Source organism: Leptospira hartskeerlii, assembly GCF_002811475.1.
Lineage (GTDB): Bacteria > Spirochaetota > Leptospiria > Leptospirales > Leptospiraceae > Leptospira_B > Leptospira_B hartskeerlii.
In genome coordinates this window covers 11,753-35,849 of record NZ_NPDL01000015.1, presented here as the reverse complement: position 1 = coordinate 35,849, position 24,097 = coordinate 11,753, and the positions used below count along the sequence as shown (strand labels likewise).

Sequence of the window (24,097 nt, the reverse complement as noted above, 5' to 3'; positions counted from 1 at the left end):
GTTTCCGATGAAGGACATTCAGCCGGGCACTCTAGAGTAGAAGCAATCGTACAAGACGATGTGATCGGAGCATTGCTCGGAACCGTTCGTCACGATAACCGAGGATATAGCAGCTTCCCGTATTGGCCTGCGAACAATAGCTACACTCACCAAACCATGTATTATGAATGGATCAAACGCGCCTATGAAGGCGGAATGAGAGCCATGGTAGTGCTTGCAGTAAATGGTGATTATATGTTCGGAGCTACGGATAACGGACTTCCGGACATCATCAAAGGAATAGCGATCGCTACCGATCCAGTTTATGATCTAAACGATATGAACACTTTGCGCAGACAAACACAAGCTGTGTATGATATGCAAGCATGGATCGATGAACAAAGCGGCGGTCCTGGACAGGGTTGGTTCCGTATCGTAAAAACTCCTGCAGAAGCACAAAGTGTGATCTCAGGCGGTAAACTTGCAGTGGTCTTAGGCGCGGAAGTTGACTATTTAGTAGATTGTACTGGAAGCAACTGTAACGACTCCATGATCACACAAGGCGTGCAAGAGCTATATGATTTGGGGCTACGCTATGTGTTCCCTATCCACTTAAAAACCAACGGATTTGGTGGAGCAGGTCTCTACAATATCCTAGGAAGTGGAACCAAGTATGACTGTAAACATTACGGACAGGATTGTAACACTGCAGGCTTAACCACTTACGGACAGAAAGTCCTGAAAGAGTTGATGAAAAAAGGAATGATCATCGACGTTGGTCATATGTCTGCAAAATCCTTGGACGGAGCGATTACTTTCGCGGAACAACAGTCCTATCCAGGTATCGTAACTGGTCACACAGGTGTTTACGATATGGCGAATAAAGGAAATCGTCACGAGGCAAACCCTACCGGTGCTGCACTCAAACGTATCAGTACTTTAGGTGGAATGATCGGGCTTATAACCGGACAAGGAAATCTGGAAGAAGTAGGTGAGTGGAGACAAAATAGCGACGGCTCTTATATCGCTCATGCTTGCGGTGGAACCAGCCAAACATTCGTTCAGTCTTACCAATATCTCAAAAATCTAATAGGTGATCCTTCTTATGATGGTAGGATCGCTATCGGAACAGATTTTAATGGATTTGCTCACATGCCTGGACCTCGTTATGGAACTCGTGCTTGTCCTGGAGGAACTTCAGTCATTGCTCAGCCGGAAGCTTCTAAAGTAGGATATCCATTCTCTCCGGATTCTTCCATTAGATTAGCGGCGACTCTGGCTGCTTCTCCTTCTCTTGGAAAATATTCCTTCGGGAATCGGACATTCGACTTCAATACGGAAGGTGCGTCCCATATAGGGCTCATGCCTGACTTCTTTGAAGACTTGAGACAACAAGGACTCAAACGTTCCGATCTGGAGCCTGTCTATAGATCCGCAGACTTCTTCACCACAATGTGGCAGAACGCGGTAAATAGAAGCGGAAGTATCCAGTAACTAAACCAAGGCCCGCAATCAAGCGGGCCTTTTTTGTATCTAAAACTCCAAAAGAAAAAGTTTGGTCTCTGGAACGAAAAGTGAAGAATAGGTTCTAAGATAAAAAGAGCTTATTTTTATGAGGCTTTTATTGAACCCTAAGACTCTAACTTCCTTATTCCTCTTACTTACTGTAGCTTGTTCCAATGGAGACACAGATTCTACGGATGATACTGCGGCTAGTTTACTATACTCTGCTTACGGCGCCAGTTTCACCCCGGTGCCGAGTGGAGGATGTGCTGATTCTGCAGTTCCCACGATCGTTACTGGAGGATCCAATACATTCTCCGGAGCAAGTTATTACTATTATTTCTATTCTTTTACCGGAAACGGCGCAACAAATACCTTCAATGTTAGTTTTACAAGTGGGGAAGCCGATTTGTGGATCGGTACGGAAAATTCCGTACTAATTCCGACGGATTTCAGTCAGGTAGAAGTTAGAAGTGAGAATATAGGGACCGAATCCTATTCCGGGGTAAGTACTACAAACGGTTCCACCCGCTGTTTGGTCATTCCGGTCACGAATGCCGGAACCATTACTTTGTCGGTACAGTGATCCCGATTAAACCGTTCGATCTATTTAGGAAATTAAAAATTTCGTAAATTTTCTTCTTGCTTTCCTGAAATTAAAAATATACTTCCTCAGATTCTATTTTTGGAGCAAAACGAATGGAAGAAAATTCAGGTTCAGGAATCGGTTTGATCATAACCGCAATCGTTTATATAGCGATCATTGGAGTATTCCTAGTTTCCTTATGGAAAATTTTCGAAAAAGCAGGAAAGCCTGGTTGGGCAGGGATCATTCCTATCTATAACCTTTATGTATTAATGGAAATTATTGGAAGACCAGGTTGGTGGTTGATCCTATTTTTCATTCCTTGCGTTGGTATCGTTATCAGCATTATTACCGCTATCGATTTAGCAAAATCATTCGGTAAAACTGCGGGTTATGCAGTACTTTTCATTTTTGCGGTCGGATATCCGATATTAGCATTTTCTGATGCAAAATATGTGGGACCAGCTGCAAAATCAGCTTGAGAAATTTCTAATATTAGAAGCCGAGCCTGTTTCAGGTTCGGCTTCTAATTCTATGTTTCGTTCGTTCCTTCCGCTTATATTTTCCTCAATTGTCTTCTTATTAATAACAATTGCGATTTCTTTTCTGTTACCATTAGATAGCGAATCGGAACATTGGTTTACGATCTGCTGGTGGAAACATTTAACAGGTTGGGATTGTCCTGGCTGCGGACTAACTAGATCTGTGATCTGTTTTTTTAGAGGAGATTTCTCCCAGTCTTGGGAATATCATCCGTTCGGAATTCCGGTCTCCATTTTAGGATTTTCCGGTTTGATCGTCCGCTGGAATTTCGGTAAACAGGTTTGGAGAAAAATTTTAGAAAATCGTTTTACTGAATTTTTTGCGTATTTGGGAGTTATTTCAATTTTTGTTTGGTACTATATCAAACATTTCTATTAAAATAACTCGTCATCGTCCGACGGTGGTGTCGCCGCTCTAGAAGAAGTTTCCGACTTAGGACTTGCAGTTTTCTTTTGGGTCTCTCCGCTTCCTGATTTGGAAAGATATTCAATTTTTCCTTCGGCTTCCGCAAGGATGGATTGGCAAAGGATCTTTAGTTCCATCCCTCTTTCATAAGATTTAATGGATTCTTCTAAGGTCAATTGTCCTCTTTCCAAATTTTCTGCGATCTGCTCCAATTCGGTTAGGGCTTGTTCAAAACTGATTTCTGTCTTTTTGCTCATTGTATTTCACCTTGGTAAGAAACCCGAATCCTACCTTCCGCCAATATGACCTCTAGTTCTTCCTCTTTCTCCAATTGTGTCGGAGATGTAACGACTTTTTTTCCTTTCTTACGGACCACAGAGTATCCTCTTTTCAAAGTTCCTAAAGGGGAAAAGCCTTCTAACTTTCCGGAGAGAAGTTGGAACTCCTTCTTCTTTCTTTCCAAATGGGATTTAAAAGAAGTTAAAAGTCCTGTCGATACAGGGCTAAATTTATTCTGGGCGCTCATCAAATAATTTTTGCCCAATAGATTTATTCTAGAATTGATCTCGTCTAGTTGTAAGATCCGATCATTCAACATGGATCTAGGATCTAAGAATGCTTTTTTATTCGTGAGTATCCTTAACTTTTCTTTTAGATTGCCAGCCTGATTTTTTAAAGCGATCTTAAGTCGTACTTCAAATTCTGCAAGTCCCGATTCTACTAATTCCATTTCCGGCACGGCCATTTCTGCAGCGGCCGTAGGAGTAGGAGCAAAATGATCCGCAGCCAAATCCGAAAGAACGGAATCTATCTGGTGCCCAACTGCAGAAATAATAGGAACTCGGCTTTCTGCAAATGCGAGGACCACTTTTTCGTCATTAAACGCCATCAAGTCTTCAGTACTTCCACCGCCTCGACCTGCAATGATCAGATCCACGTCCCACTTAGGGTCATTTAATTGTTTGATAGCAGAAATAATGGATTCGGGTGCTCCATCTCCCTGAACAAGGCAAGGAGAGATCAAAATATCTATATTAGGAAATCTTTGTTTAGAAATACGAATAATATCTTCGATAGCCGCTCCGGTAGGAGAAGTGGCAACTCCAATTCTCCAAGGAAATGCAGGAAGCTTCCTTTTTCTTTCCGGATCAAATATTCCCTGCGCAGCAAGTTTTCTTTTTAATTCTTCTATTTGAAGTAGAAGGTCCCCTTGTCCTAACTCTTCTATTTTAGAAATATTTAAATTATATTGGCCCCTAGGTTCATAAACGGAGATCGCACCGAACGCCTTGATCTCCATTCCATTTTCCAGAGGTTTTCCCTTATATCTTCCATTACTATAAGAGAAAAAAGTACAGGCAATAAGAGACTTAGGATCTTTTAGGTTAAAATAAATATGACCTTGATGAGATTTGGAATAATTAGAGATCTCTCCTTGGATCCAGATATTCCGAAGAATGTCCGGACCGGTTAGAAGTTGTTTAACGATGGAATTGATTTCCGAAACGGAATATGTTTTTGTTTCTTCCATCAGAAATTAACTGGCAAAAAAGTCTTTTCTGTATAATTTCCAGAAGTCCCAAAGGATCACAACCATTGTGACCGCAACCGGTCCGAGCACCAGTCCCATGATCCCGAATTCCTGGATCCCTCCGATCAAAGACAAAAAGATTAGCAAAGGATGGATCCTAAGCTTTTTATCCAACATCTTAGGTTTTACAACATTCTCCAGAACGATATACAAGGTGAGGCCCATTACCATGAATAAGCTCGCACCTATAATATTATTCTCAATGAACATCAAATAAAGCCCGATCGGCAACCAAACAACCGAGGTTCCGATCACCGGGATCAATGAGAAGAATGCCGCAAGACTAGCGTATAAGAATGGATTGGAAATTTTTGCAAACAAAAGAAGAATATAAACTCCAGCTCCTTGCATAATGGAAACAATTAGATTTCCCTTAAACACTGTTTGAACCGCGGAGGCGACTTTTCTACCTACTTGTTCCTCTACTTCTGTGGAAAAAGGCAAATTATCTAAAATGAATCTTTCTATCTTTCTTCCATCTTGGTAGAAGAAGAACAAAAGTAAAAGTGAGAAGAACAGATTCATGATGATACCGGCAGGAAGATCAATAGAACCTAAAATAAAAGAAGAGGCATTACTCAAAACAGCATATAAACTGTCTAAGTTTAAGATATCTATATAATTCTTAGCAAAGTCCCCGTAAATTTCAGGAAGCTTGACCCAAAAGAAAGGATTATCCGTAAATAGATCGGTGAGAATATTCAAACTCATGATCGTATCGATGATCTTATCTTCAGAAAGAGAGATCCTGATCTTGAATAAAATGGAAAGAGATTCTTCGATCAATGTGCGGATCATAAAATAAGAAGGCAAAATTACGATCATACAAACGGAACCGATCATGATCCAAGGAGCTAATGGCTCAAACCTAGGACCGATCAGTCTTCTTAATTGTTTATATTGTTTTCGAGTGGCTAAATATAAGATCAAAGCAACAAGTGCGGAATAAAAATAAGGTCTTAAAACTACGAAGAGTAGAAGTCCTGTCCCGATACAAAATATACCTAAGATCAGGTTAAAAAGTTTTCGGTTGGTTTCCTGTCCTTCTTTGGGGGACATCAGAATCCTCCACTCGTGGTTTTCTGGAATAATTTTACGGTACTTCCTTTTTCTTCGGAATGGATGGTGATCGCCAGTATCTTATGCCGAAGAACATCCACCAAATACAAACTTTTCTCCTCAGATTTTTGGCTCTGTAAAATTTTATGGCCGAAACTGGAGATCAAATATTCGTAATATCTCTCCATAGTAGTTTTTGGAAGAGAAGTTTTAAAAACTACAACCGCTTCCTTATTATCCAAAAGACGATCCGCCTTTAATTCGGTAAAAAACAATACCTCAGAATCGTCCGGAACAAAATTACTAGGAATAGAAGAAGGCGCCTTGTACGGTTTTTCTACGATAGTGAGTTGGTTATGCCTGAAAATTTTAGGTCTGTCTTTGACCTTTTTGGTTTTTACAGGATCAGGACTCATCAAATCGGGCAATTTGGTATCCTGAGCAAAAATAGAAAGATTCCCGATCAGTAAAAATATTAGAACCGAACCGAGGACTTGCGAGAAACTACGGCCTTCCACGAAATTTAGTTGAATCTAACGCTTCCCCCTTGACAATCCTTTTCTAGATGCAATTCGCCGGATTCGATTTTTATATCCAAACTCTATTGGATTGGGTATCTGGTCTGCCCAGCGCCCTTGTCTGGTTTTTTTTCGCATTTTCCAATTTTACCGAAAACGTTTTTCCACCTTGGCCAGGAGATACGGTTACTGCATTTGGAGGATTTTTACTCGCAAGAGGTGCCTTAAGTTTTTGGGAACTGGTCTCAAGCACTCTGATTGGAAATCTAGCAGGCGCATGGGTCATGTATGCATTCGGCCATAAACTTTTGGAGTGGCTGAAGAATAAGAACTTCCCATTCAAATCGGAATTATACAACGAAGAATCCATCCAAAAAACCTTAGATTGGTTTTCTAGAAATGGAGTAGTCGTAGTGATCTTTTCCAGATTCTCTGCGGGGATCCGTTTCTTTGTTTCTATAGTTGCAGGAATGGTGGATATGAAGCCGATCTTATTCTTCTCTGCATTCACATTAGCAGTTACTATTTGGTGTGGGATATTGATTTACGGGGGATTTTATCTAGGATCTCATTGGGAGAAGGTCCTGGAATTTTTAGCTCTATATAATAAAATTTTTACAGGCTTCTTCGTGACAGCAGTTATCGGATTTATAATCTATAAAAAGTTTTTTGAAAAGAGAAAGGAAGCCTAGGCTTCCAATACTTCTTTTAAAGTTTTTACAAACTTTTTATGAATAGGATCGGTTTCTACTGGAAGTTCTAATTTTTTAGCAAGTTCCAATAGAACATTTGGCTCTATTACCTTTCCTTCGAACCATTGTCCTGCCATATCCCCTGAAATTTTCAAAACGGAAGAAAGATCCAAAATATCCCGTTCTACCATTACAAGTGCGAAACCCAGTGCTCCATCCGTAGGAATATAAGGTTCAATTCCTTCCATTTTCCAAGGATCTAAGCCGGTAGGAAGAGCGCTTCTCACATTCCATTTCATTTCTTCAGAAGGAGGACCAAGTTCCGTTTTATTTACCAAAACCAATTGAACCGGATTGATATCTCCGTGGATCCTGCGATTTTCTTCTGCGAGTTCTCTGATAAGTTTTGCGTTATCTCTAGTAATCGCATCTCTTCCGAGAAAGTTCAGCTTGTATAGGTAATCCTCTAATTCTTTGCCTTGTAATGCCCCGGTTAGAATAAACTGGTAGAGTATAAAGATCAGATAATCACTTTCAGTATTATCTCCGAGTAAGATCTCCTTGGAATTCGTAGGAAGATAGATCCTATCTCGGAGAAGGATCGTAAGTTTATATGCCAATTGATCAAATAAACTTTGAAAAGAAGATCCTGCAAATTTACGAACTCTTTCCACAGCTCCCCAAAGACCTTCCGTCAAAAATCTAGTAGGATGAGAAAGAGTGTCCCAAAACTTATCCACCATTCCTTTCAAAGTGCCTTCCAGATACTTTAAGTGAAGTGATTCTGTTTTAACACCTTGTGTCCTGAATGTAGAAAGCAAGGTTCTTCTGAAAAAATGGGGACTCGCAGAAATAAAACAAAGTGGAGAATCCGACGTAGCCTCTCTCAATTCCTTAAATAAAGTAGGCATACCTGGCAAAGGCAACTTCTGCTCAGGTGTTTCGAATAATGTGGAAATTTTTCCCTTATTGGAATGAATGTCGGTGGCAAGATAGGTCTGATCAATATCGGAAGTCGTTACGATCCCGGTATATTCTTCGGATAAAATACGTAATGCACCCATTCCGATCAGGCTCTGGGAGACTAACTCATGTTTGCCGGGAGTGTTTAAATAGGCCAAGTCCTTTCCAAACTGTCTATAAGAGTCCGGTTTTAGAAAATGAATATGGAACGTATAATTTCCCGGAGCCAAAGGAAAAGTAAACTCATGAAAGAAAAATCCACTTTCGTCTCCTCTGATTTCAGGAGAACGATGTAACACTTTTCCAGACTGATCCACAATTTCAGCGAGAAGGATAGGCTTACGCACTGACTCGAGTCCGTAGTCTAAGAATGGAGTGATCTCTTTTTCTTGTCCTTGGAATAAGCCTGTGAGAAGGTCCCATTTTTTAGGATCCATCATTTCTTCGCTGACGGAGATATCTACTACCTGTCCTCGGATATAATAACGGTTTTCTCTTCCGAGAGTTCCTCCGCAAATTGCGGCCCTACGTTTTTCCGTATTCTTGGAAATTTTGCGTTCTGTTTCTTCCGTCACAAGCTTGCAGGATTCCTTTTTAACATTTTGGGAAAGGAAAACTCTACCATGGGCCTTCTAAAGGGAAAGCAAAAATCCAATTTCTTTGTTTTCGAGAGAAAAGGTCCGCCTAGGATGGTCTTAGAATGGCGAGAGGGAAACATTCTGACGGGAACCGAAAAGGTCCCAAGTCGATTTATATCCGCAAAATGAGATATGAAGAGGCGTATCGGCTTTTGGACCGGGAAATCCAAGCCGCATTCATGAAAGGGGAAACCCTGGTAGAAGTTGTACACGGGATAGGCGAGGGAATTTTGAAAAAAATGACCGACGACTATATCCGAGCACATTCCTTTCTGAAAATTTTAGAAGATGGGGGACTTCACCTGGCAAATAACCCAGGTTCCACACTTGTGGAGATCATGGGCCCATCCTCGGAAGATCTAAAAAAGTATTTAAAATAAATGGGAAACACAAGACCTAAAGTCCAAATCCTGGATGTAACTCTCAGAGATGGAGAGCAAACCAGAGGTGTAAGTTTCTCCGCTTCCGAAAAACTAAATATCGCAAAATTTCTATTACAAAATCTGAAAGTAGATAGAGTAGAGATCGCATCCGCTCGGGTATCTCAAGGTGAATTGGAAAGTGTTCGTGGGATCATGTCCTGGGCAGCTTCCGAAGGCTTAGAAAAACGGATAGAGATCCTGGGATTCGTAGATTCTCACAAGAGTGTGGATTGGATCCTTGCTTCCGGGGCTAAAACCTTAAATCTACTCACAAAAGGTTCCCTTAAACATTTAGAGGGACAGCTCAAAAAAACTCCAAAAGAACATTTTGAAGAAGTATCCGAAACCATTCATTACGCTAAGAAGAATGGCCTGGAAGTGAATATATACTTGGAAGACTGGTCCAATGGATATTTAAACAGCAAAGAATATGTTCTGGATTTTGTTTCTCATCTTTCCAAAGAACCATTAGGAAAAATTTTCTTACCTGATACATTGGGAGTTCTTTCTCCTGACGAAACATTTTCAGGGATTTCTCTTCTAACCCAAAAACATCCGGAGCTACATTTCGAATTCCATGGACATAACGATTATGATCTTTCCGTAGCAAACTGTTTATTCGCAGTCAAGGCAGGAGTAAAAGGATTACACGTTAGCGTAAATGGATTAGGAGAAAGAGCAGGAAATTCTCCACTCGAAGCAGTGATCACCGCACTTCACGATAAAGTGGGTGTATGCACAGATGTGGACGAAAAATCAATCTCTGAAGCAAGCAGACTAGTGGAAGTTTTCAGCGGAAAAAGGATCTCTGCCAACCGTCCAGTAGTGGGAGAAGATGTGTTCACCCAGACTGCAGGAGTCCACGCCGACGGAGATAAAAAAGGGAATTTATACGCAAATCCAATCCTGCCGGAACGTTTCGGAAGAAAAAGAAGTTACGCTTTAGGGAAACTTGCAGGAAAAGCAAGCATATCCGAAAATCTAAAACAACTTGGCCTTGTACTTTCTCCTGAAATCGAAAAAAAGGTTTTGGAAAAAGTAATAGAGCTTGGGGACCAAAACAAAAATATCACACCGGAAGACTTGCCATTTATCATTGCAGATGTTTCCGGAAATTCAAGCGTACAAGCGATCAAGATCACTGGATGTAAAATTAACTCAGGGATCGGGATCCGTCCAAAAGCAAGTATAGAATTAGAATATCATGGTACAAAATATTCCGAAGAAGGTGAAGGCGACGGTGGTTACGACGCTTTCATGTCTGCTCTGAATAGTATCGCTTCCAAAGCTGGCCTTTCTATTCCAAGACTAGTAGATTATGAAGTTCGGATTCCTCCCGGTGGAAAAACGGACGCACTCGTAGAAACAATGATTACCTGGAACAAAGCGCTGGAAAACCATGAAGAAGAAAATTTCAAAACCATGGGGATCCATTGCGATCAAACAGTGGCTGCTGTTTTAGCTACAGAAAAAATGCTGAACTTAATTCTTCCTACATGGCAAACTTAAAACTGATGATCGTAGGTCTGGGCAATCCCGGCCAAAAATACGAAAGAAACCGTCACAATATTGGCTTTTTGGTCTTGGACGATCTTGTGAAGGACTGGGGAGTGGACATGAATCATTCTTCCAAAGAGGCAAAAGGAAAAATGGACAAGGACGGAGTTTCTTATTATTTTCTAAAACCTTTGGAATACATGAATCTTTCCGGAAAAGCAGTCTCCGAACTCTCCCGTAAAAATGGGATCCCACCCGAGAACATCCTAGTCATTCACGACGAAGTAGACTTTCCATTCTCCAAACTCAAATTTAAACAGAGTGGCGGGAACGGAGGTCATAATGGGATCAAAGACATCTCGGAAAAATTAGGATCGCCTGATTTTTTCAGACTCAGATTCGGGGTAGGAAAACCGGGAGACAGTGCACTCACAGCAGGACATGTTCTATCTAATTTTAGCCAGGAAGAAATGAGTAAATTGCCCGAATTATTCGACCAGGCAAAACAAAAAATCAAGGATTGGGTCCGGGAAAGACAGATCATTTTTTCGAAAGCCTCCGATAAATAAACTATCCCGGTTAGCTAAACTTCTCCGGGGATTTTTATCCGGAGAAACCTGTGAGCGAATACGCGGTCAAACTTCCCCAATTTCCATCTGAAATCCTGAATTCTGCCGCATCTCGTTTTTACGAATATCTAAGAGTGGAAAAAAATTATTCCCAAAACACTCTTAATGCTTATCTCCTGGACTTGAAATCATTCTTCGAATTCTGCCTACAAGAACAGATCGAAATTTACCAATTAGAATCTGTGGATGTTCGTTCTTATTTCGCATTCCTTTCCAAAAACCAAGGTTTAGACAGAAGGACCCAGAGCAGAAAACTCTCCAGCCTTAGAACATTCTACAAAGTATTATTAAAAGATAATTTGGTTCCTGGAAACCCGATCCTTTCCGTTAGTTTTCCCAAAACAAGGAAACAGGTCCCTAAAAATTTCAGGATAGAAGAAACCGAAAGTATTTTAGAATACGAATATGAGAATGAAAACGCATCCGAAATTCTCAATGTCAGAGATAAAGCAATCTTGGAAGTTCTGTATTCGTCAGGACTCAGGGTTTTCGAGTTAGTCGATGCGACTTTAGTGCAATTATCTGCAGATCATACTATCTTAAAAGTCCTTGGTAAAAGAAGAAAAGAAAGATACGTATATTTAGGAAAAGAAGCAATCCAAAGTTTGAATGAATACTTGGATGTGCGCCCTAGATTTCGCCCCAGATCCGATGAAATTTTTCTGAATCAAAAGGGAAATAAACTGACGACCAGAGGGGTTCGGTATATTTTGAACGAGAGAAGGAAAAGAATGGGATGGGACAAACCCATTACCCCCCATAAATTCCGTCACACGTTTGCAACGGACTTACTCGATGCCGGCGCCGATATCCGCGCAGTCCAAGAGCTTTTGGGACATTCCTCTCTATCCACCACCCAGGTTTACCTGAGCGTGAGTAAGGAAAAGATCAAAGAGGTCTACCGTAAGGCTCACCCACATGCAAGACTCGATAAATCCAAATAAAATACATGCAACTACGATACTCTGCGTTCGCAAAGGCGGAAAAGTAGCGATCGCAGGCGACGGACAAGTTTCTTTCGGAAACACCGTCATGAAAAACACCGCTAAAAAAGTCCGTAAACTTTACTCTGACAAAATTGTATCCGGTTTTGCGGGATCCGCAGCAGATGCATTCACCTTATTCGAACTATTCGAAAAGAAAATTCATGAGTTCGGAGGAAGTCTTTCCAGATCCGCGGTCGAACTTGCAAGAGAATGGAGATCCGATAGAGCGCTTCGAAGACTAGAAGCGATGCTGATCGTAGCCGATAAGGACGAATCTTTTTTAGTTTCCGGAACAGGAGATGTAATTTCTCCGGACGATGGAATTTTAGCAATAGGGTCCGGCGGAAATTATGCACTCTCCGCGGCCAGAGCGTTATATAATCATACCGACTTGGAACCTTCTCAAATAGTAAAGGAAGCCATGAACATAGCTGCAGATATTTGTATATACACGAATCATAATATAATTGTAGAGGAAATCGGACAATGAGCGAATTCCTTCCCTCAAGCGGTGAGACCAAAGTAGGGGATGATGAACTCACTCCTAGACAGATCGTTTCAAAACTAGACGAACATATCATAGGACAAAAAAACGCCAAAAAAGCCGTGGCAATCGCTCTTCGCAATAGGACTAGACGCAGAAAACTAGATCCGGAACTAAGAGAAGAAATTTATCCGAAGAACATCATAATGATCGGCCCCACAGGAGTGGGAAAAACAGAGATCGCAAGAAGACTCTCCAAACTATGCGGTGCACCTTTCTTAAAAGTAGAAAGTACAAAATTTACGGAAGTAGGTTATGTAGGCCGCGACGTGGAAAGTATTATCCGAGATCTTGCAATGGTTTCTTTAAACCTAGTTAAACAAGAATTCAGAAAAGAAGTAGAAGCTAAAGCAAAGGAAAGAGCGGAAGAAGCGCTGTTGGATATCCTACTTCCTTTCCCGGCCAAAACTTCTATAGCAGATCCTCATCCACCTTCCATCGGATTTTCCACGACCGAAGCAGATGAAGAGAGAGAAAAAAGATTTTTAGAAACCCGAGAGACTATGAGAAAGAAGCTTAAGTCCGGGAAACTAAACGAACAAATTATAGAGATAGATATTCCTCAAGCAGGTCCACAAGGGCTTCCAATGCTACAAGTATTTGGCGCCGGAAATATGGAAGATCTAGACAATCATATCCAAAATGTTTTGGGCGATCTAATGCCTAAAAAACAAAAAAAGAGAAAATTACCGATCCCTGAAGCTCTCAAAGTTTTAGAAGAAGCAGAAGCAGAAAAACTTTTAGATCCAGACAAGTTACAAAGAGAAGCCCAAAAACGAGTCGAAGAAATGGGCATAGTATTCTTAGACGAGATAGACAAGATCGCAAGTAGAGAAGGAAGAGCAGGAGCTGATGTTTCGCGAGAAGGAGTACAAAGAGACTTACTTCCAATCGTAGAAGGTGCAACTGTAAACACGAAGATCGGCCCGATCGTAACGGATCATATTCTGTTTATCGCGGCAGGTGCATTTCATATGTCTAAACCTTCTGATCTTATTCCTGAGTTGCAGGGACGTTTTCCAATCAGGGTAGAACTAGAAAAATTATCCATGGATGATTTCGAAAAGATCTTAACTGCTCCTAGATCTTCTTTAGTAAAACAATACCAAGCATTACTCGAAACAGATGGTATTAAAATTGAATTTGCGCCGGACGGGATCAAAGAGATCGCAAAGATCGCTTATGACATGAACGAAAAACATGAGAATATAGGCGCGCGTAGATTAAACACCATCATGGAAAGACTATTAGAAGATCTAAGCTTCGAAGGTCCGGATCTACCGGAAAACCAAAGAAGCCTCACCATAGATAAAAACGCTGTCGAATCCAAACTAAAAGGGATCGTAGAAGATAAAGACCTAAGTCGTTATATTCTTTAAAACGCCATTTCGCGTAATGCAGCTAAAGGATATCTCATATATACAGTGGTAGTTCTGGATCCGGAAGTGATCGTCAAAAGATCTAGAGGATTCAGACCCATAGTATAATAACCTTCGTCGATCATCGCGATCCCGAAACCCGCACTTTCTTTTTCGTCCAAAAACTCAGGACGGAAGAAGTCGGCAGAATTTCCTTGGTCGAACAATTGTTTATGGCGAATACGAGATTCTTCGATCCGTCCAAAATCCATATTATGGATCGGAGAATCGTTACGGATCCTGAAATTTAATTCGTCTTTGGTGATCTTGATCTTAACAGAAATTCGCATTCTGTTTTTCTTAAGTTTATAACGTACGTCGGTTAGAAATTCCTTCTCTTCGTCTTTTAAGATCTGTTTTTTAGCGCGGATCCTATCTTCTAATTGAAGAATACTCTGGACCTGTCTTTTGATCTTATCTGGAACCACATATCGATGCATCGCGTCACGAAGAGGAGAAGTATCCATGATGATCTCAAGTAGTTCTTCAGCTTCTTCTTGGGTCTCACCGAGCCTTTCTATTTTTTTCAGAAGTTCGTCTCTGAAAATAATATGGCGGATATTTCCTTTGATCGCGTTTAATAATGCCTCCATGAGTCCGCTGAATAGATGAAATGCAGCGAGAGGGTTGGCACCGATCTCTTCTAAAAGACCGTTAACGAGTTCGGAAAGAATATCCCTGGTAGGTTTTGTGAGACCTTTCAGTTCTAAATGGAAGAACCTTCTCTGTTTGAGTTCTTCTATATTTTGGAGGATTTGAGCCCCTTTGAGGACAGATTTCTGGTTTGCCATAGGAGGGAACTTAGAAAATTTAGTACACGTTGGCTTGTGGACTCTATACGGCAAGCTGGTTTTAGAGAGATGGCATCAAAAACCGAAGATTTCGAACTGATTACTCCAGACCTGGGAGATACCGACAAAATCGAACTAGTTCGATGGAATTTTCGGTTGGGAGACAGGATCGATGAAGGATCGGAAGTCTGCGAATTAGTCACGGACAAGGCTTCCTTTCCAATGGAATCTCCGATTAGCGGAATACTAGCGAGAATCGACAGAGAGAAAGGTTCCATCATCAAAAAAGGAGAAATTTTGGGAATGATCCGGAGGAAAGTTTCCGAGTGAAATTGGTCCATTTATCGGACCTGCATTTTCCCGTAGCACTTCCTTTCATGACTTTGAAGGGTAAGATGATCCCGGGATATATGAACTATACCTTTCGGCGTATGAGAAAGTATCCGATTTTTCTCTGGGATGCAATCGTCAGAAAAGTAGAATCGATCAATCCGGATATAATTGTTATCTCAGGAGACATCACAAATGTTTCTCATCGGACAGAATACGAAGAATCCAAAAAGATCCTAGCGCCTGTACTCGGGGACAAAACATTCATGATCCCTGGAAATCATGATCGGTACACGAGTATTGCAGCAGGAACAAAAGGATTAGATCTACCTTATTATGAAAAATTTTTCTCACCTTGGATGGGAGAGAGTATCCCTCTTCAAAAAGATTATCTGCGGATCAAAAAAATAGGAAAACTAGCTCTCGTAGGCTGGGACTCTAATATGCCACTCTCTGTACTGAACGCGTATGGATATGTCGGAGAAGAGATAGTACATTCTACATTGGAATATTTGGAAAAAGAAAAACTGGATCAATATATTCTAATCTGCCATCATCCGATCTGGAATCCTCCGGAACGCCAGGAAAGCTCCGGTCATAAAATGAAAAACAGGGAAGAAATCGCAGAACTTCTGAAAAAAAGGCCACCTTTAGCCTATTTACATGGTCATGTACATACGAACTGGGTCAAATATCCGGATCCAGAAAAACCATACTATGTGATCAATTCAGCATCCAGTACCAGAATTTCAGACAAAAGACACCAAAGCGGTTTCCATCTGATGGAATGGAACGAAACGCAAATTAATATCAAAAGATTCACTTTTTCTAATGAAGAAGGTGAATTCACTGAAACACAAACGATCTCATACCAAGAAAAGGAAACAAATGGCCGGTAAACTCCAACCAATCGATATCCAAAGAGAACTCACAAAAATCAAACATCCAGAGCTAAAAAAAGACATCGTATCTCTCGGGATGATCGGTTCTCTAGAAATCGGAGAAGAAGAAACAAGTATCCTAGTCAAAACACCTAGCCAAGACAGAAGGGTACAAATCGGATTAGAAGCACAGATCCGTCAGACACTTTCTAAAAAAGAAGGAGTCGGAAAAGTAAAGATCAAGTTCGAAGTAGATCCTAAAATGACCTTGGATGATTCCAATAAGATACTCGGGGTCAAAAAGGTAATCGCGATCGGTTCCGGAAAAGGTGGGGTCGGAAAATCCACAGTCACAGTAAACCTTGCATCTGCTGCAGCCGCAATGGGATACAAAGTGGGAGTGATGGATGCGGATATATATGGACCTTCTATCGGAAAAATGTTCGGAGTCAACGGCAAGGTTGCACTCAAAGCAGAAGAAGATAAAATTTATCCATTAGAAAAAGACGGACTGAAGATCATATCCTTCTCCTTTTTAATAGAAGAGAAACAACCAGTAGTATGGCGGGGTCCAATGCTCGGAAAGGCGGTAGAACAATTTCTATATGATATCGTCTGGGGAGAATTAGACTTCTTATTTATAGATCTTCCACCGGGAACAGGAGATGTACAATTATCTCTTGCTCAGCTCATAGATTTAGACGGAGCAATTTTAGTAACCACGCCACAAACAGTAGCACTTTTAGATGCAAATAGAGCCGCATCTATGTTCCAACAAGTCAAAGTACCTATACTAGGTGTTGTGGAAAATATGAGTGAATTTGTGTGTCCAAATTGTGGACATGCTTCTGCGATTTTTTCTAGCGGCGGAGGTCAAAAATTAGCAGATTCTGCCGATACAAAATTCCTGGGAGGGGTCCCACTTACTATGGATGTAATGAGTGCTGGAGAAGCGGGAAAACCGCTGGTTTTTCAAGAACCTGACGGAATTATCGCAAAATCCTATAAAAACATACTCCAAAACCTGGCTGAAGAGATAAAAAAGTGGGAATAATACTCTGGGGCCAGTCAGTTAGTACAGAGGGAGGCAAACCGTGAAGTTCGAAAAAGGCACAGAGAAGAATCCATCCGGAAACCTCATAGTATATTGCAACGTTGTTGGAGAAAATCCGCTATTTCCGGGCGGCAAAATTATCGCTTCCAACGTAGTGGTTAGTTTCCTCCGAATTGGAGAGAACTTTCCTGTTGTAACATTTCCTCCTGTCTCCCTGGACAGTTACGATGATCTAAAAAGGATCATCACAGATCATTACGATAAGTATGATGTGGTAAAGATCAAAGACTTCGAAATGCCAGCGGGCCAAGAAGATTCCAATTCTTATATTAAAGAAAGAATGGATCATTTCGAAAATGTAGTTATTCGATATGTAGAACTATGTAAAAACAGAGAAGGTGGATCTTTCCCTGTTCAGGAAAAAGAACCGGAAGGTGTTAGAGACTATCTAGATGCCTTAGCAAATCTTTCTTTAAAAGTAAGACGCTCTAGCGGGATCGCGAGAGAAGCTTCTCTTCTTCATATGGAAAGACTGGTAGAAACTTTTTCGGGAAAACACCCTGAGTTCGATCTTCATAATTTCCGCAAAGCTTTGGAAGTTCCGGGCCAAACCGGAGAAGAATTAGTCGGTCTGTATCTGCAAAAGTTCAATGCCATTTCTTACGAAAGATACGAAGATGCTTCCGATCTAAATAAAAAGATCCAAGCATTAGAAGCAGTTTAATTCCTTAAGACCATTCGGGGTCAGCCGGCCCCGGATTCTTTCCTTTTAATCAATAATTGTTTATGGATTCCAACGAGGATAAAAATCTATCTCTTTTCCTAAAAGTCTGAAAATCCGAGTCGCCATAAAATCCCCTAAATCTTCTAAACTTTGGGGCATTTGATAAAAACCAGGAGAAGCAGGAGCGATGATCGCACCTGCATCATGCAGAGCTAACATATTTTCCAAATGAATACGATTGTAAGGCGTTTCTCTAGGAACTAAGATGAGCTTTCTTCTTTCTTTTAAGGTTACGTCAGCCGCTCTTTCTATCAAGTTTTCAGTGATACCGATGCGAATCGCAGCTACCGTTTTCATAGAGCAGGGAAGCACAACCATTCCATCCCAAATATTGGAACCGGAAGCTATATCTGCACCTATATCTTCGAATTTTCTAAGATGAAATTTGTGAGTTTGTTTTGGATTCCATTTTTTACGTACAAATTCTATGATATCTTCTCCTGTTTGTACATTCGTTTCATATTCTTCTTTAAAAACTCGAATAGAAGCAGGGCTTGGAACAAACCAGGTTTCTCCAGGAATTTCCATAAGAGCTCTAATAAATCTGGCAGCATAGATGGAGCCGCTTGCTCCAGCCATTGCAAGTACCAGTCTTAAAGGTTTTTCTTCGCTCATATTAAAACCTGGAAAAAAGAGAAACTAAGCCTGGACCGGTTTCTGCCAAAATTCCTAAAAAGATCACAAGAGAGATCCAAGAATGGATCTGATAAAAACTAGGTGGAAAGTTCCCATCCTTATTTTCGGAGGCGATCTTCTGTTCTCTAAATAATAAATATGCTACAAATACCAGAAACGCCCAGAAAGCTCCTTGAAAACCTGCATACCAGGCTGCCACAGCGAGAAAAGAGACAGAAAGAATATGAGAAATTCTTGATATTATAAAAGAACCTTTCTCCCCGAAACGAACGGGAACTGAATGAAGACCTTCTTTCTTGTCAAATTCTCTGTCCTGCAAAGCATACAGAATATCAAATCCTGCCAAATTGAAAGCGAGTCCTAAGGTCCAAAATCCTGCGATCCAAGAAAATTCCTCTCTGATAGCGATCCAAGTTGCAAGAGGAGCAAGACCGATTGTCAATCCCAGATAAAAATGGCATAAGAACGTAAAACGTTTTGTATAAGAATAAGTTAATAGAAGAAATAGAGTTGGAAAAGAAAGATAAAAAGAAAGTGGATTTAAGAACCAACTTCCTATAAAAAATACGAAAGAAGCTCCTAAGATAAAGACCACTGCCATAAAATCCGAGATTTGACCGCTTGGGATCTCTCTATTTGCCGTCCTTGGATTTTTAGCATCAATCTTACGATCTGCCCATCTATTAAATCCCATGGCTGCACTTCTTGCTCCAACCATACAGACTAAGATCCAAAATAATTTCTGGCCCATGGCGAGAAGAGAAAGACTTGGCTCTTGTAAGATTGCGAGAACGAATGCGATCCCTGCAAATGGAAGAGCAAATAAAGTATGGGAGAATTTTATAAAACGACCGTATTTGCCTAGAGCAGCAAGAGTATTGGAAGCCATCAGAGGAAGTCTCATAGAATACTGTTAGTTAGAAAGCAGATTTTTTAGAACCAAAACGAAAATGGATGATTTTTTGACCTCCTGGGGAAATCATCGTATCTATGATCCAAAACACGGATACCAAGCCAAATCCAAACATTTCTTCGGAGGAAATTGATTCTCTATTAACTGAGATCGTATCTTCTCCTTCGCTACACTTTAAATGGTTAAACACTCTTTCTCTTTTGGAACATATCGGTTCTCGTAAAATTCATACAAGTCAATCGGGCCCATTACTCTCCGAAATGGTCTTAAGACATGCTTCGGAAGAAGCAAGACATGCCGCTTATTTTAAAAAAATAGCATTAAAAGTAAAACCGTCGAGCACGCAAAATTTCGAAAAGGATTCTTTACTTTGCGGATTTTCCGCCGTTTTCTATTTCCAAAAATTAGATCTTTCCGTGGAGAGATCTTTCGAAGCGGAAAACTTACCGAAGCATAACAAATCATTTCTCTGCTATTTATATGTCACAAAATTAATAGAAGAAAGAGCAGGTTCGGTCTACGAAACCTATGACAGAATTTTGGACCAAAAGAACACTGGAATATCCTTAAAAGGTATTATTAAGGAAGAAGAATCTCATCTTTCCGAAATGAATTCCCAACTTTCCAAAATGGATCCTAAATTCGAGGCCAGAACATTAGAATTTAGGGAAAAAGAACAAAGACTTTTTCAAAAATACTTTCTCAATTTAAGAAAAGAAGTTTTTCAATACTCTTTATCCAAATGAATTTTCTTCCAAAACTCGAGATCAAAAAGTTAGGTGCGCTGGTTGTTTTAATTGCCTTAGTTCTTTTAGGACCTTCGTTACAGATCCAATCGCAGTCATCGGAAAGAAAAGATTCTCCGATCGGACTCGTTGTTTACTGTCCACTGCAGTCGGAAAAAGAAACTCCATTCGATTTCGAAAAAACCTTAGGTCTTCGGTACAAAAGATACAAACAACAAAAGATCCAAGAAGGAGGAGGGGCAATTCTACTCGTCTCTGCTCCCTATTTGCCTAAAACCTCCGACGAAGTTGAAAGGCTAAAAAAAAATCTAGGTGCAGAGATTATATTCACCGGTCATCATTCTGTAGTTCCTAAAAAGGAAACAACAAAACCTTCTACTAAAAAATTGAAACCTAAGAAGGCCATAAAACAGAAAACAAAACCAAAAGTTTCTTCTAAGAAAAAATCCAAAAAAAAAGCTCCTAAACTTTCTGCAAAAAAACAACCTGTGATCCCGCCTGGAATTTTAACCGTAAAGGAAGAAGGCGGACTGAATTTTGTATTTTATTCTCCTTCTTTCCAATCGCTACAAGTTGATGAAAAAAATCCATCTTCTTGGATCTCAGATTTTAAAACTCAATTCTCCAAAACTTCTGAGTCTCAGATATTCCACTTTTTACTCGCTCAAGATCCGAGCGAAAAACCGAAAGAAGATCAGAATCCGATCACAGAAGGATTATCTAATTTTAAAAAAGAACTTTCGGATACTTTACCTTCTATCGTTCTATTATCTTCACCGAGAGCTTTGCGTTTCTTTAATGGAGAATATAGCTTTGGATGTGGAGCAACTCCTGATTCCTTAAAGATCAGTATTTTAGAGTTATTTTTTAGGAATGGAAGACTGATCCGTATTAATGAAGAAGTCCAAACCTTAAATTCCAAAGAATCGAATAAGTCCTGGATCCTGGAATAAAGACTTCTTATTCCCGACTATAAATCTAAACGAATTTACAGATTCTCTTTCTTTCAAAAATTGACTGTATGAGCTTGAATTGCGGGATCGTAGGACTTCCAAACGTAGGAAAATCAACCATATTTAACGCATTGACCAAGGCAGGTGCCGAAATGCAAAACTATCCGTTTTGTACAATCGAACCAAACAAGGGAATTGTAGAAGTCCCGGACGCAAGGCTGGACAGGCTCGTAGAAATTTACAAACCCCAAAAGAAAATACCTGCAATCATGGAATTCGTGGATATCGCAGGATTGGTAAAAGGTGCAAGCCAAGGGGAGGGTCTCGGAAATAAATTTCTTTCTCATATCCGTGAAGTGGATGCGATCTGCCATGTAGTCCGAGCATTCGAAGACGAAAACATCACTCATGTTCACGGTAAAATTGATCCGGTAGAAGACGCACAAGTCGTTACGATGGAACTTATTTTTGCGGATCTTGAATCGGTAGAAAAGCAGTACCAAAAAATTTCCAGAAACGCAAAAGCTGGAAATAAAGAAGCACAAGAAGCAACTGCCGTTTTAGATAAAATACTAGCTGTTTTGAAGGAAGGAAAACCGGCTAGACTTGCGGATATCAAACCGGAAGAACAAAAATTAGTTAAAACATTCAACCTGATCACTTCCAAACCAGTTTTATATGTGGCGAATATCACAGATAAAGCAGCTATCGCCAAAGAAAATCCAATTGTGGAATCCGTAAAAAAAATGGCCTTGGCTGAAGGAGCAGAAGTTGTCACTCTCTGCGGAAAATTCGAAGAAGAAATTTCAGGTCTGAGCAAAGAAGAACAATTAGAATTCTTAAGTGAGATCGGAGAAACAAGCAGTGGATTAGACAGAATGATCCAAGCTGCATATAAACTTTTAGGACTTGTAACATTCTTCACGGCTGGAGAAGTAGAAGCGAGAGCTTGGACCACAGGTGTTGGAAGCACAGGACCGATCGCCGCATCCGTAATCCATTCAGACTTCGAAAAAGGATTTGTTCGGGCAGAAGTAATGAAATTCGAAGACCTGGACAGAACAGGAAGTCCGAACAAAGTAAAAGAAGAAGGTAAACTAAAGATCGAAGGAAAAGAATATATCGTTCAAGATGGAGACGTTATCTTTTTTAGAGTAAACGCTTAAGCGCTTTTGCCACTACTTTCTTTACGATAAGAATTCGGATTAGTTCCGGTTAACTTTTTGAATTCCAGATAAAACGCAGATCTGGAACTAAATCCTGCTTTCGCACCTATCTCCGTTGTGTTCTCATCCGGGAACTCATTTAGCAATACTTTAGCTTCTTCCACCCTGTATTGATTGATCAAAGATGGGAAATTGGTTTTGAACTCCGTATTGATCAGCTCGGAAAGCTGATGGATTGTGATCCCGAGTTCTTTTGCCATATGTTCTTCTTTTAGAGACTTGGTTAGATAAATTTTTTCTTTTTCCAGTAAGGATTCTATCTTAACTACAAAATCTTTAACATCCAAGGAAGAAAGATGGGTTTTACGATTAGAACCTTCTTCTTCTTTTCTTCTCAATATCTCTCTCGACAATAACGATACGAACACAGTCAAGGGAGGAAGGTAATATAATACTCCATACACGGCCATTCTATTATATGGATAAAAGTCGAAATGGAATATTGTCTTGTATAGATCCAGAAGAAGGAAAATGCCCCATACGGAAATGAAAAACATTTCGTAGACGGTGTTATTGCGAATGGAAGAAATATGGGTCTTACCAAAATAGAATAACATACATCCGTAATTCAGTACTAAAACTAAGATCCGATGATCATACCAAAATTGATAAAGCGGAATGAGAGGATATAAAATCCCCGCAAAACATACCAACCAGAAGAATGGGGATCTATAGACCAGACCAGAATTCTCCTTATTCCATGCGGCCAAATAGAAGAAGAAAACTATATGAGTGAGCCCCAAAAATAAGAAGTAGTTATGGCGAAATAGATTGTTCTCATTTCCTACTATGGATGCAAATTCCTTTCCATGTAAAAAATACAGAGTCGCTCCCACTGCAGTCAGGTGTAGGGGGAGGGCTAAAAACAAGGCTTTTCTGGACTTAAAATAGAGATACAAGTTATAACCGAAGGCGAAAAATAGCACGAATCCTACAGTTAAAAATAGAACAGATCTCAGTCTTACGATGACCATATAATCATCTTCTGATAATAATCGAACTGGATAGTTGATGTCCTCGTTGGATAATACATAAAGGTAGAAGGTCCGTTCTTCCTTAGGCTCCAAACGAATATTGAAATGGGGAAGAGGAGAAATAAAATCATTCCAAATGGGATCCAGGTCATAACCTGCAAATCCTGCCTCGAAATTTCCCTTTGAATCCACAGAACAAAGTTCCGCATCCGGTACATTCAGCCAGAGCAGGACGAGTGTCCTGTAAAGTTGTTCTGTTCCTTCATTTGCAAGTCTGAATCTGAGCCAATTTCCGGACTGGCTTCTTTTTAAACGAAGAACATTCCCTGCATTATGATGCCATTCCAACTGATGGAGAAAAGAGATCGTTTCCGGTTTGCAATGCCGGAACTGGTATCCTCTGTACCTGTATTCCATTTTTGAACTAATATTTTCTACAGGGGAAGAAGGGTTTAATCGAATGATATCAGCAGAAGGAAGAGTGGGTGCTGCGCTTAAAAAATTTACAACAGTAGCTCCCAAGAAGAATAGAACCAGAGATCGAAAATATATATTAGAGTAGAAAGGATTTCTGATTCTAGAACTGGATTGTTTCATTTAAGCCTAATACCAGTGAATCCCTTTCCAGGTAGGATACCAGGTATTTTTCCCCAGTCATTTCATTTTTTAGCAAAAATAATACCCAGGTCGAATTTCGTTCAAAATTATAAGAAATTCCAAAAATCTAAACTCAACTATCTAACTTTATAATCTTGGAATTCTAATTCTTGTATTTTCGATAAGCTTTAAAATATAAAAAAATACTTTGAATGGAAAGATTTTGACTTCAGTTTTCT

At 40.2% G+C, this 24,097-nt stretch carries 27 protein-coding genes; 18 read left to right on the top strand and 9 right to left on the bottom strand.

The annotated features are described in order from the left end of the window. The 4 genes from CH352_RS18620 to CH352_RS18605 form a co-directional block, all read left to right on the top strand. Window positions 1-1,473: membrane dipeptidase (locus tag CH352_RS18620; RefSeq protein ID WP_100733525.1), on the top strand; the 1,473-nt coding region annotated here is incomplete at its 5' end. A gap of 118 nt (window positions 1,474-1,591) precedes the next feature. After that, window positions 1,592-2,068: a hypothetical protein gene (locus tag CH352_RS18615; protein ID WP_100705814.1), complete on the top strand. Its 477-nt coding sequence runs from the start codon at window positions 1,592-1,594 to the stop codon at window positions 2,066-2,068. 113 nt (window positions 2,069-2,181) lie between these two features. Next, complete coding sequence (locus CH352_RS18610) at window positions 2,182-2,550, top strand: DUF5684 domain-containing protein (RefSeq protein ID WP_100705813.1); 369 nt, start codon at window positions 2,182-2,184, stop codon at window positions 2,548-2,550. A 52-nt stretch (window positions 2,551-2,602) separates the two neighbouring features. Further along, window positions 2,603-2,989: a DUF2752 domain-containing protein gene (locus tag CH352_RS18605; protein WP_243396238.1), complete on the top strand. Its 387-nt coding sequence runs from the start codon at window positions 2,603-2,605 to the stop codon at window positions 2,987-2,989. Here CH352_RS18605 and CH352_RS18600 read toward each other — a convergent pair. The 4 genes from CH352_RS18600 to CH352_RS18585 are packed head-to-tail and all read right to left on the bottom strand — an operon-like array spanning window position 2,986 to window position 6,094. Next, complete coding sequence (locus CH352_RS18600) at window positions 2,986-3,273, bottom strand: exodeoxyribonuclease VII small subunit (RefSeq protein ID WP_100705811.1); 288 nt, start codon at window positions 3,271-3,273, stop codon at window positions 2,986-2,988. The genes CH352_RS18605 and CH352_RS18600 overlap by 4 nt on opposite strands. Next, the gene (xseA, locus tag CH352_RS18595; protein ID WP_100705810.1) at window positions 3,270-4,547 is read right to left on the bottom strand and encodes an exodeoxyribonuclease VII large subunit; all 1,278 of its coding nucleotides are present in this window, start codon (window positions 4,545-4,547) and stop codon (window positions 3,270-3,272) included. The genes CH352_RS18600 and xseA overlap by 4 nt, the downstream gene beginning before the upstream one ends. A 6-nt stretch (window positions 4,548-4,553) precedes the next feature. Beyond that, complete coding sequence (locus tag CH352_RS18590) at window positions 4,554-5,666, bottom strand: AI-2E family transporter (protein ID WP_100705809.1); 1,113 nt, start codon at window positions 5,664-5,666, stop codon at window positions 4,554-4,556. Beyond that, a complete protein-coding gene (locus CH352_RS18585) occupies window positions 5,666-6,094 on the bottom strand; it encodes a hypothetical protein (RefSeq protein WP_243396236.1) in 429 nt (142 codons plus the stop codon). Before CH352_RS18585 ends, CH352_RS18590 begins: the two co-directional genes overlap by 1 nt. A gap of 137 nt (window positions 6,095-6,231) precedes the next feature. On the opposite strand from CH352_RS18585, the gene CH352_RS18580 reads away from it, so the two are divergent. Then, window positions 6,232-6,876: a DedA family protein gene (locus CH352_RS18580; protein ID WP_100705807.1), complete on the top strand. Its 645-nt coding sequence runs from the start codon at window positions 6,232-6,234 to the stop codon at window positions 6,874-6,876. Here CH352_RS18580 and CH352_RS18575 read toward each other — a convergent pair. Further along, complete coding sequence (locus tag CH352_RS18575; RefSeq protein ID WP_100705806.1) at window positions 6,873-8,414, bottom strand: phosphatase domain-containing protein; 1,542 nt, start codon at window positions 8,412-8,414, stop codon at window positions 6,873-6,875. The genes CH352_RS18580 and CH352_RS18575 overlap by 4 nt on opposite strands. Before the next feature lie 125 nt (window positions 8,415-8,539). Between CH352_RS18575 and CH352_RS18570 the strand changes: the two genes are divergently transcribed. The 6 genes from CH352_RS18570 to hslU are packed head-to-tail and all read left to right on the top strand — an operon-like array spanning window position 8,540 to window position 13,934. Then, entirely contained in the window at window positions 8,540-8,857 is a 318-nt protein-coding gene (locus CH352_RS18570; protein ID WP_100705805.1) for a Smr/MutS family protein, read from the top strand. Next, on the top strand, window positions 8,858-10,408 hold the full coding sequence (gene cimA, locus CH352_RS18565; protein ID WP_100705804.1) for a (R)-citramalate synthase CimA: 1,551 nt from the start codon (window positions 8,858-8,860) through the stop codon (window positions 10,406-10,408). Continuing rightward, on the top strand, window positions 10,396-10,965 hold the full coding sequence (gene pth / locus CH352_RS18560) for an aminoacyl-tRNA hydrolase (protein WP_100705803.1): 570 nt from the start codon (window positions 10,396-10,398) through the stop codon (window positions 10,963-10,965). The genes cimA and pth overlap by 13 nt, the downstream gene beginning before the upstream one ends. Window positions 10,966-11,015: 50 nt before the next feature. Beyond that, complete coding sequence (locus CH352_RS18555) at window positions 11,016-11,969, top strand: tyrosine recombinase XerC (protein WP_100705802.1); 954 nt, start codon at window positions 11,016-11,018, stop codon at window positions 11,967-11,969. Then, the gene (gene hslV, locus CH352_RS18550) at window positions 11,944-12,501 is read left to right on the top strand and encodes an ATP-dependent protease subunit HslV (protein WP_423789686.1); all 558 of its coding nucleotides are present in this window, start codon (window positions 11,944-11,946) and stop codon (window positions 12,499-12,501) included. Before CH352_RS18555 ends, hslV begins: the two co-directional genes overlap by 26 nt. Then, on the top strand, window positions 12,498-13,934 hold the full coding sequence (gene hslU, locus CH352_RS18545; protein WP_100705801.1) for an ATP-dependent protease ATPase subunit HslU: 1,437 nt from the start codon (window positions 12,498-12,500) through the stop codon (window positions 13,932-13,934). Before hslV ends, hslU begins: the two co-directional genes overlap by 4 nt. Here the strand turns inward: hslU and CH352_RS18540 are convergent. Then, window positions 13,931-14,764: a hypothetical protein gene (locus CH352_RS18540; RefSeq protein WP_100705800.1), complete on the bottom strand. Its 834-nt coding sequence runs from the start codon at window positions 14,762-14,764 to the stop codon at window positions 13,931-13,933. The two genes, hslU and CH352_RS18540, sit on opposite strands and share 4 nt — an antisense overlap. 69 nt (window positions 14,765-14,833) lie before the next feature. Here CH352_RS18540 and CH352_RS18535 point away from each other — a divergent pair, with 69 nt between their 5' ends. Genes CH352_RS18535 through CH352_RS18520 form a run of 4 tightly spaced genes read left to right on the top strand, consistent with a single transcriptional unit; the run spans window position 14,834 to window position 17,753 of the window. Beyond that, window positions 14,834-15,094 (top strand): lipoyl domain-containing protein, encoded by a 261-nt coding sequence (locus CH352_RS18535; protein WP_100705799.1) that lies wholly within the window; start codon window positions 14,834-14,836, stop codon window positions 15,092-15,094. Next, complete coding sequence (locus tag CH352_RS18530) at window positions 15,091-15,993, top strand: metallophosphoesterase family protein (RefSeq protein WP_100705798.1); 903 nt, start codon at window positions 15,091-15,093, stop codon at window positions 15,991-15,993. The genes CH352_RS18535 and CH352_RS18530 overlap by 4 nt, the downstream gene beginning before the upstream one ends. Beyond that, window positions 15,983-17,029 carry an Mrp/NBP35 family ATP-binding protein gene (locus CH352_RS18525; RefSeq protein WP_100705797.1) on the top strand — a complete coding sequence of 349 codons (1,047 nt, stop codon included), beginning with the start codon at window positions 15,983-15,985 and terminating at the stop codon, window positions 17,027-17,029. Before CH352_RS18530 ends, CH352_RS18525 begins: the two co-directional genes overlap by 11 nt. Window positions 17,030-17,069: 40 nt before the next feature. Then, window positions 17,070-17,753 (top strand): hypothetical protein, encoded by a 684-nt coding sequence (locus tag CH352_RS18520; protein WP_100705796.1) that lies wholly within the window; start codon window positions 17,070-17,072, stop codon window positions 17,751-17,753. A 60-nt stretch (window positions 17,754-17,813) separates the two neighbouring features. Here CH352_RS18520 and CH352_RS18515 read toward each other — a convergent pair whose 3' ends face one another. After that, complete coding sequence (locus CH352_RS18515; RefSeq protein WP_100705795.1) at window positions 17,814-18,428, bottom strand: UbiX family flavin prenyltransferase; 615 nt, start codon at window positions 18,426-18,428, stop codon at window positions 17,814-17,816. Between the two features lies 1 nt (window position 18,429). Continuing rightward, window positions 18,430-19,338 (bottom strand): UbiA-like polyprenyltransferase, encoded by a 909-nt coding sequence (locus tag CH352_RS18510; protein ID WP_100706238.1) that lies wholly within the window; start codon window positions 19,336-19,338, stop codon window positions 18,430-18,432. A gap of 101 nt (window positions 19,339-19,439) precedes the next feature. Between CH352_RS18510 and CH352_RS18505 the strand changes: the two genes are divergently transcribed. The 3 genes from CH352_RS18505 (at window position 19,440) to ychF (ending at window position 22,227) form a co-directional block, all read left to right on the top strand. Beyond that, on the top strand, window positions 19,440-20,108 hold the full coding sequence (locus CH352_RS18505; RefSeq protein ID WP_100705794.1) for a hypothetical protein: 669 nt from the start codon (window positions 19,440-19,442) through the stop codon (window positions 20,106-20,108). Further along, window positions 20,105-21,061 carry a hypothetical protein gene (locus tag CH352_RS18500; protein ID WP_100705793.1) on the top strand — a complete coding sequence of 319 codons (957 nt, stop codon included), beginning with the start codon at window positions 20,105-20,107 and terminating at the stop codon, window positions 21,059-21,061. Before CH352_RS18505 ends, CH352_RS18500 begins: the two co-directional genes overlap by 4 nt. Window positions 21,062-21,129: 68 nt before the next feature. Then, on the top strand, window positions 21,130-22,227 hold the full coding sequence (ychF, locus tag CH352_RS18495) for a redox-regulated ATPase YchF (RefSeq protein WP_100705792.1): 1,098 nt from the start codon (window positions 21,130-21,132) through the stop codon (window positions 22,225-22,227). Here the strand turns inward: ychF and CH352_RS18490 are convergent. Then, window positions 22,224-23,858: a helix-turn-helix domain-containing protein gene (locus CH352_RS18490; RefSeq protein ID WP_100705791.1), complete on the bottom strand. Its 1,635-nt coding sequence runs from the start codon at window positions 23,856-23,858 to the stop codon at window positions 22,224-22,226. The two genes, ychF and CH352_RS18490, sit on opposite strands and share 4 nt — an antisense overlap. Window positions 23,859-24,097 lie beyond the last annotated feature (239 nt).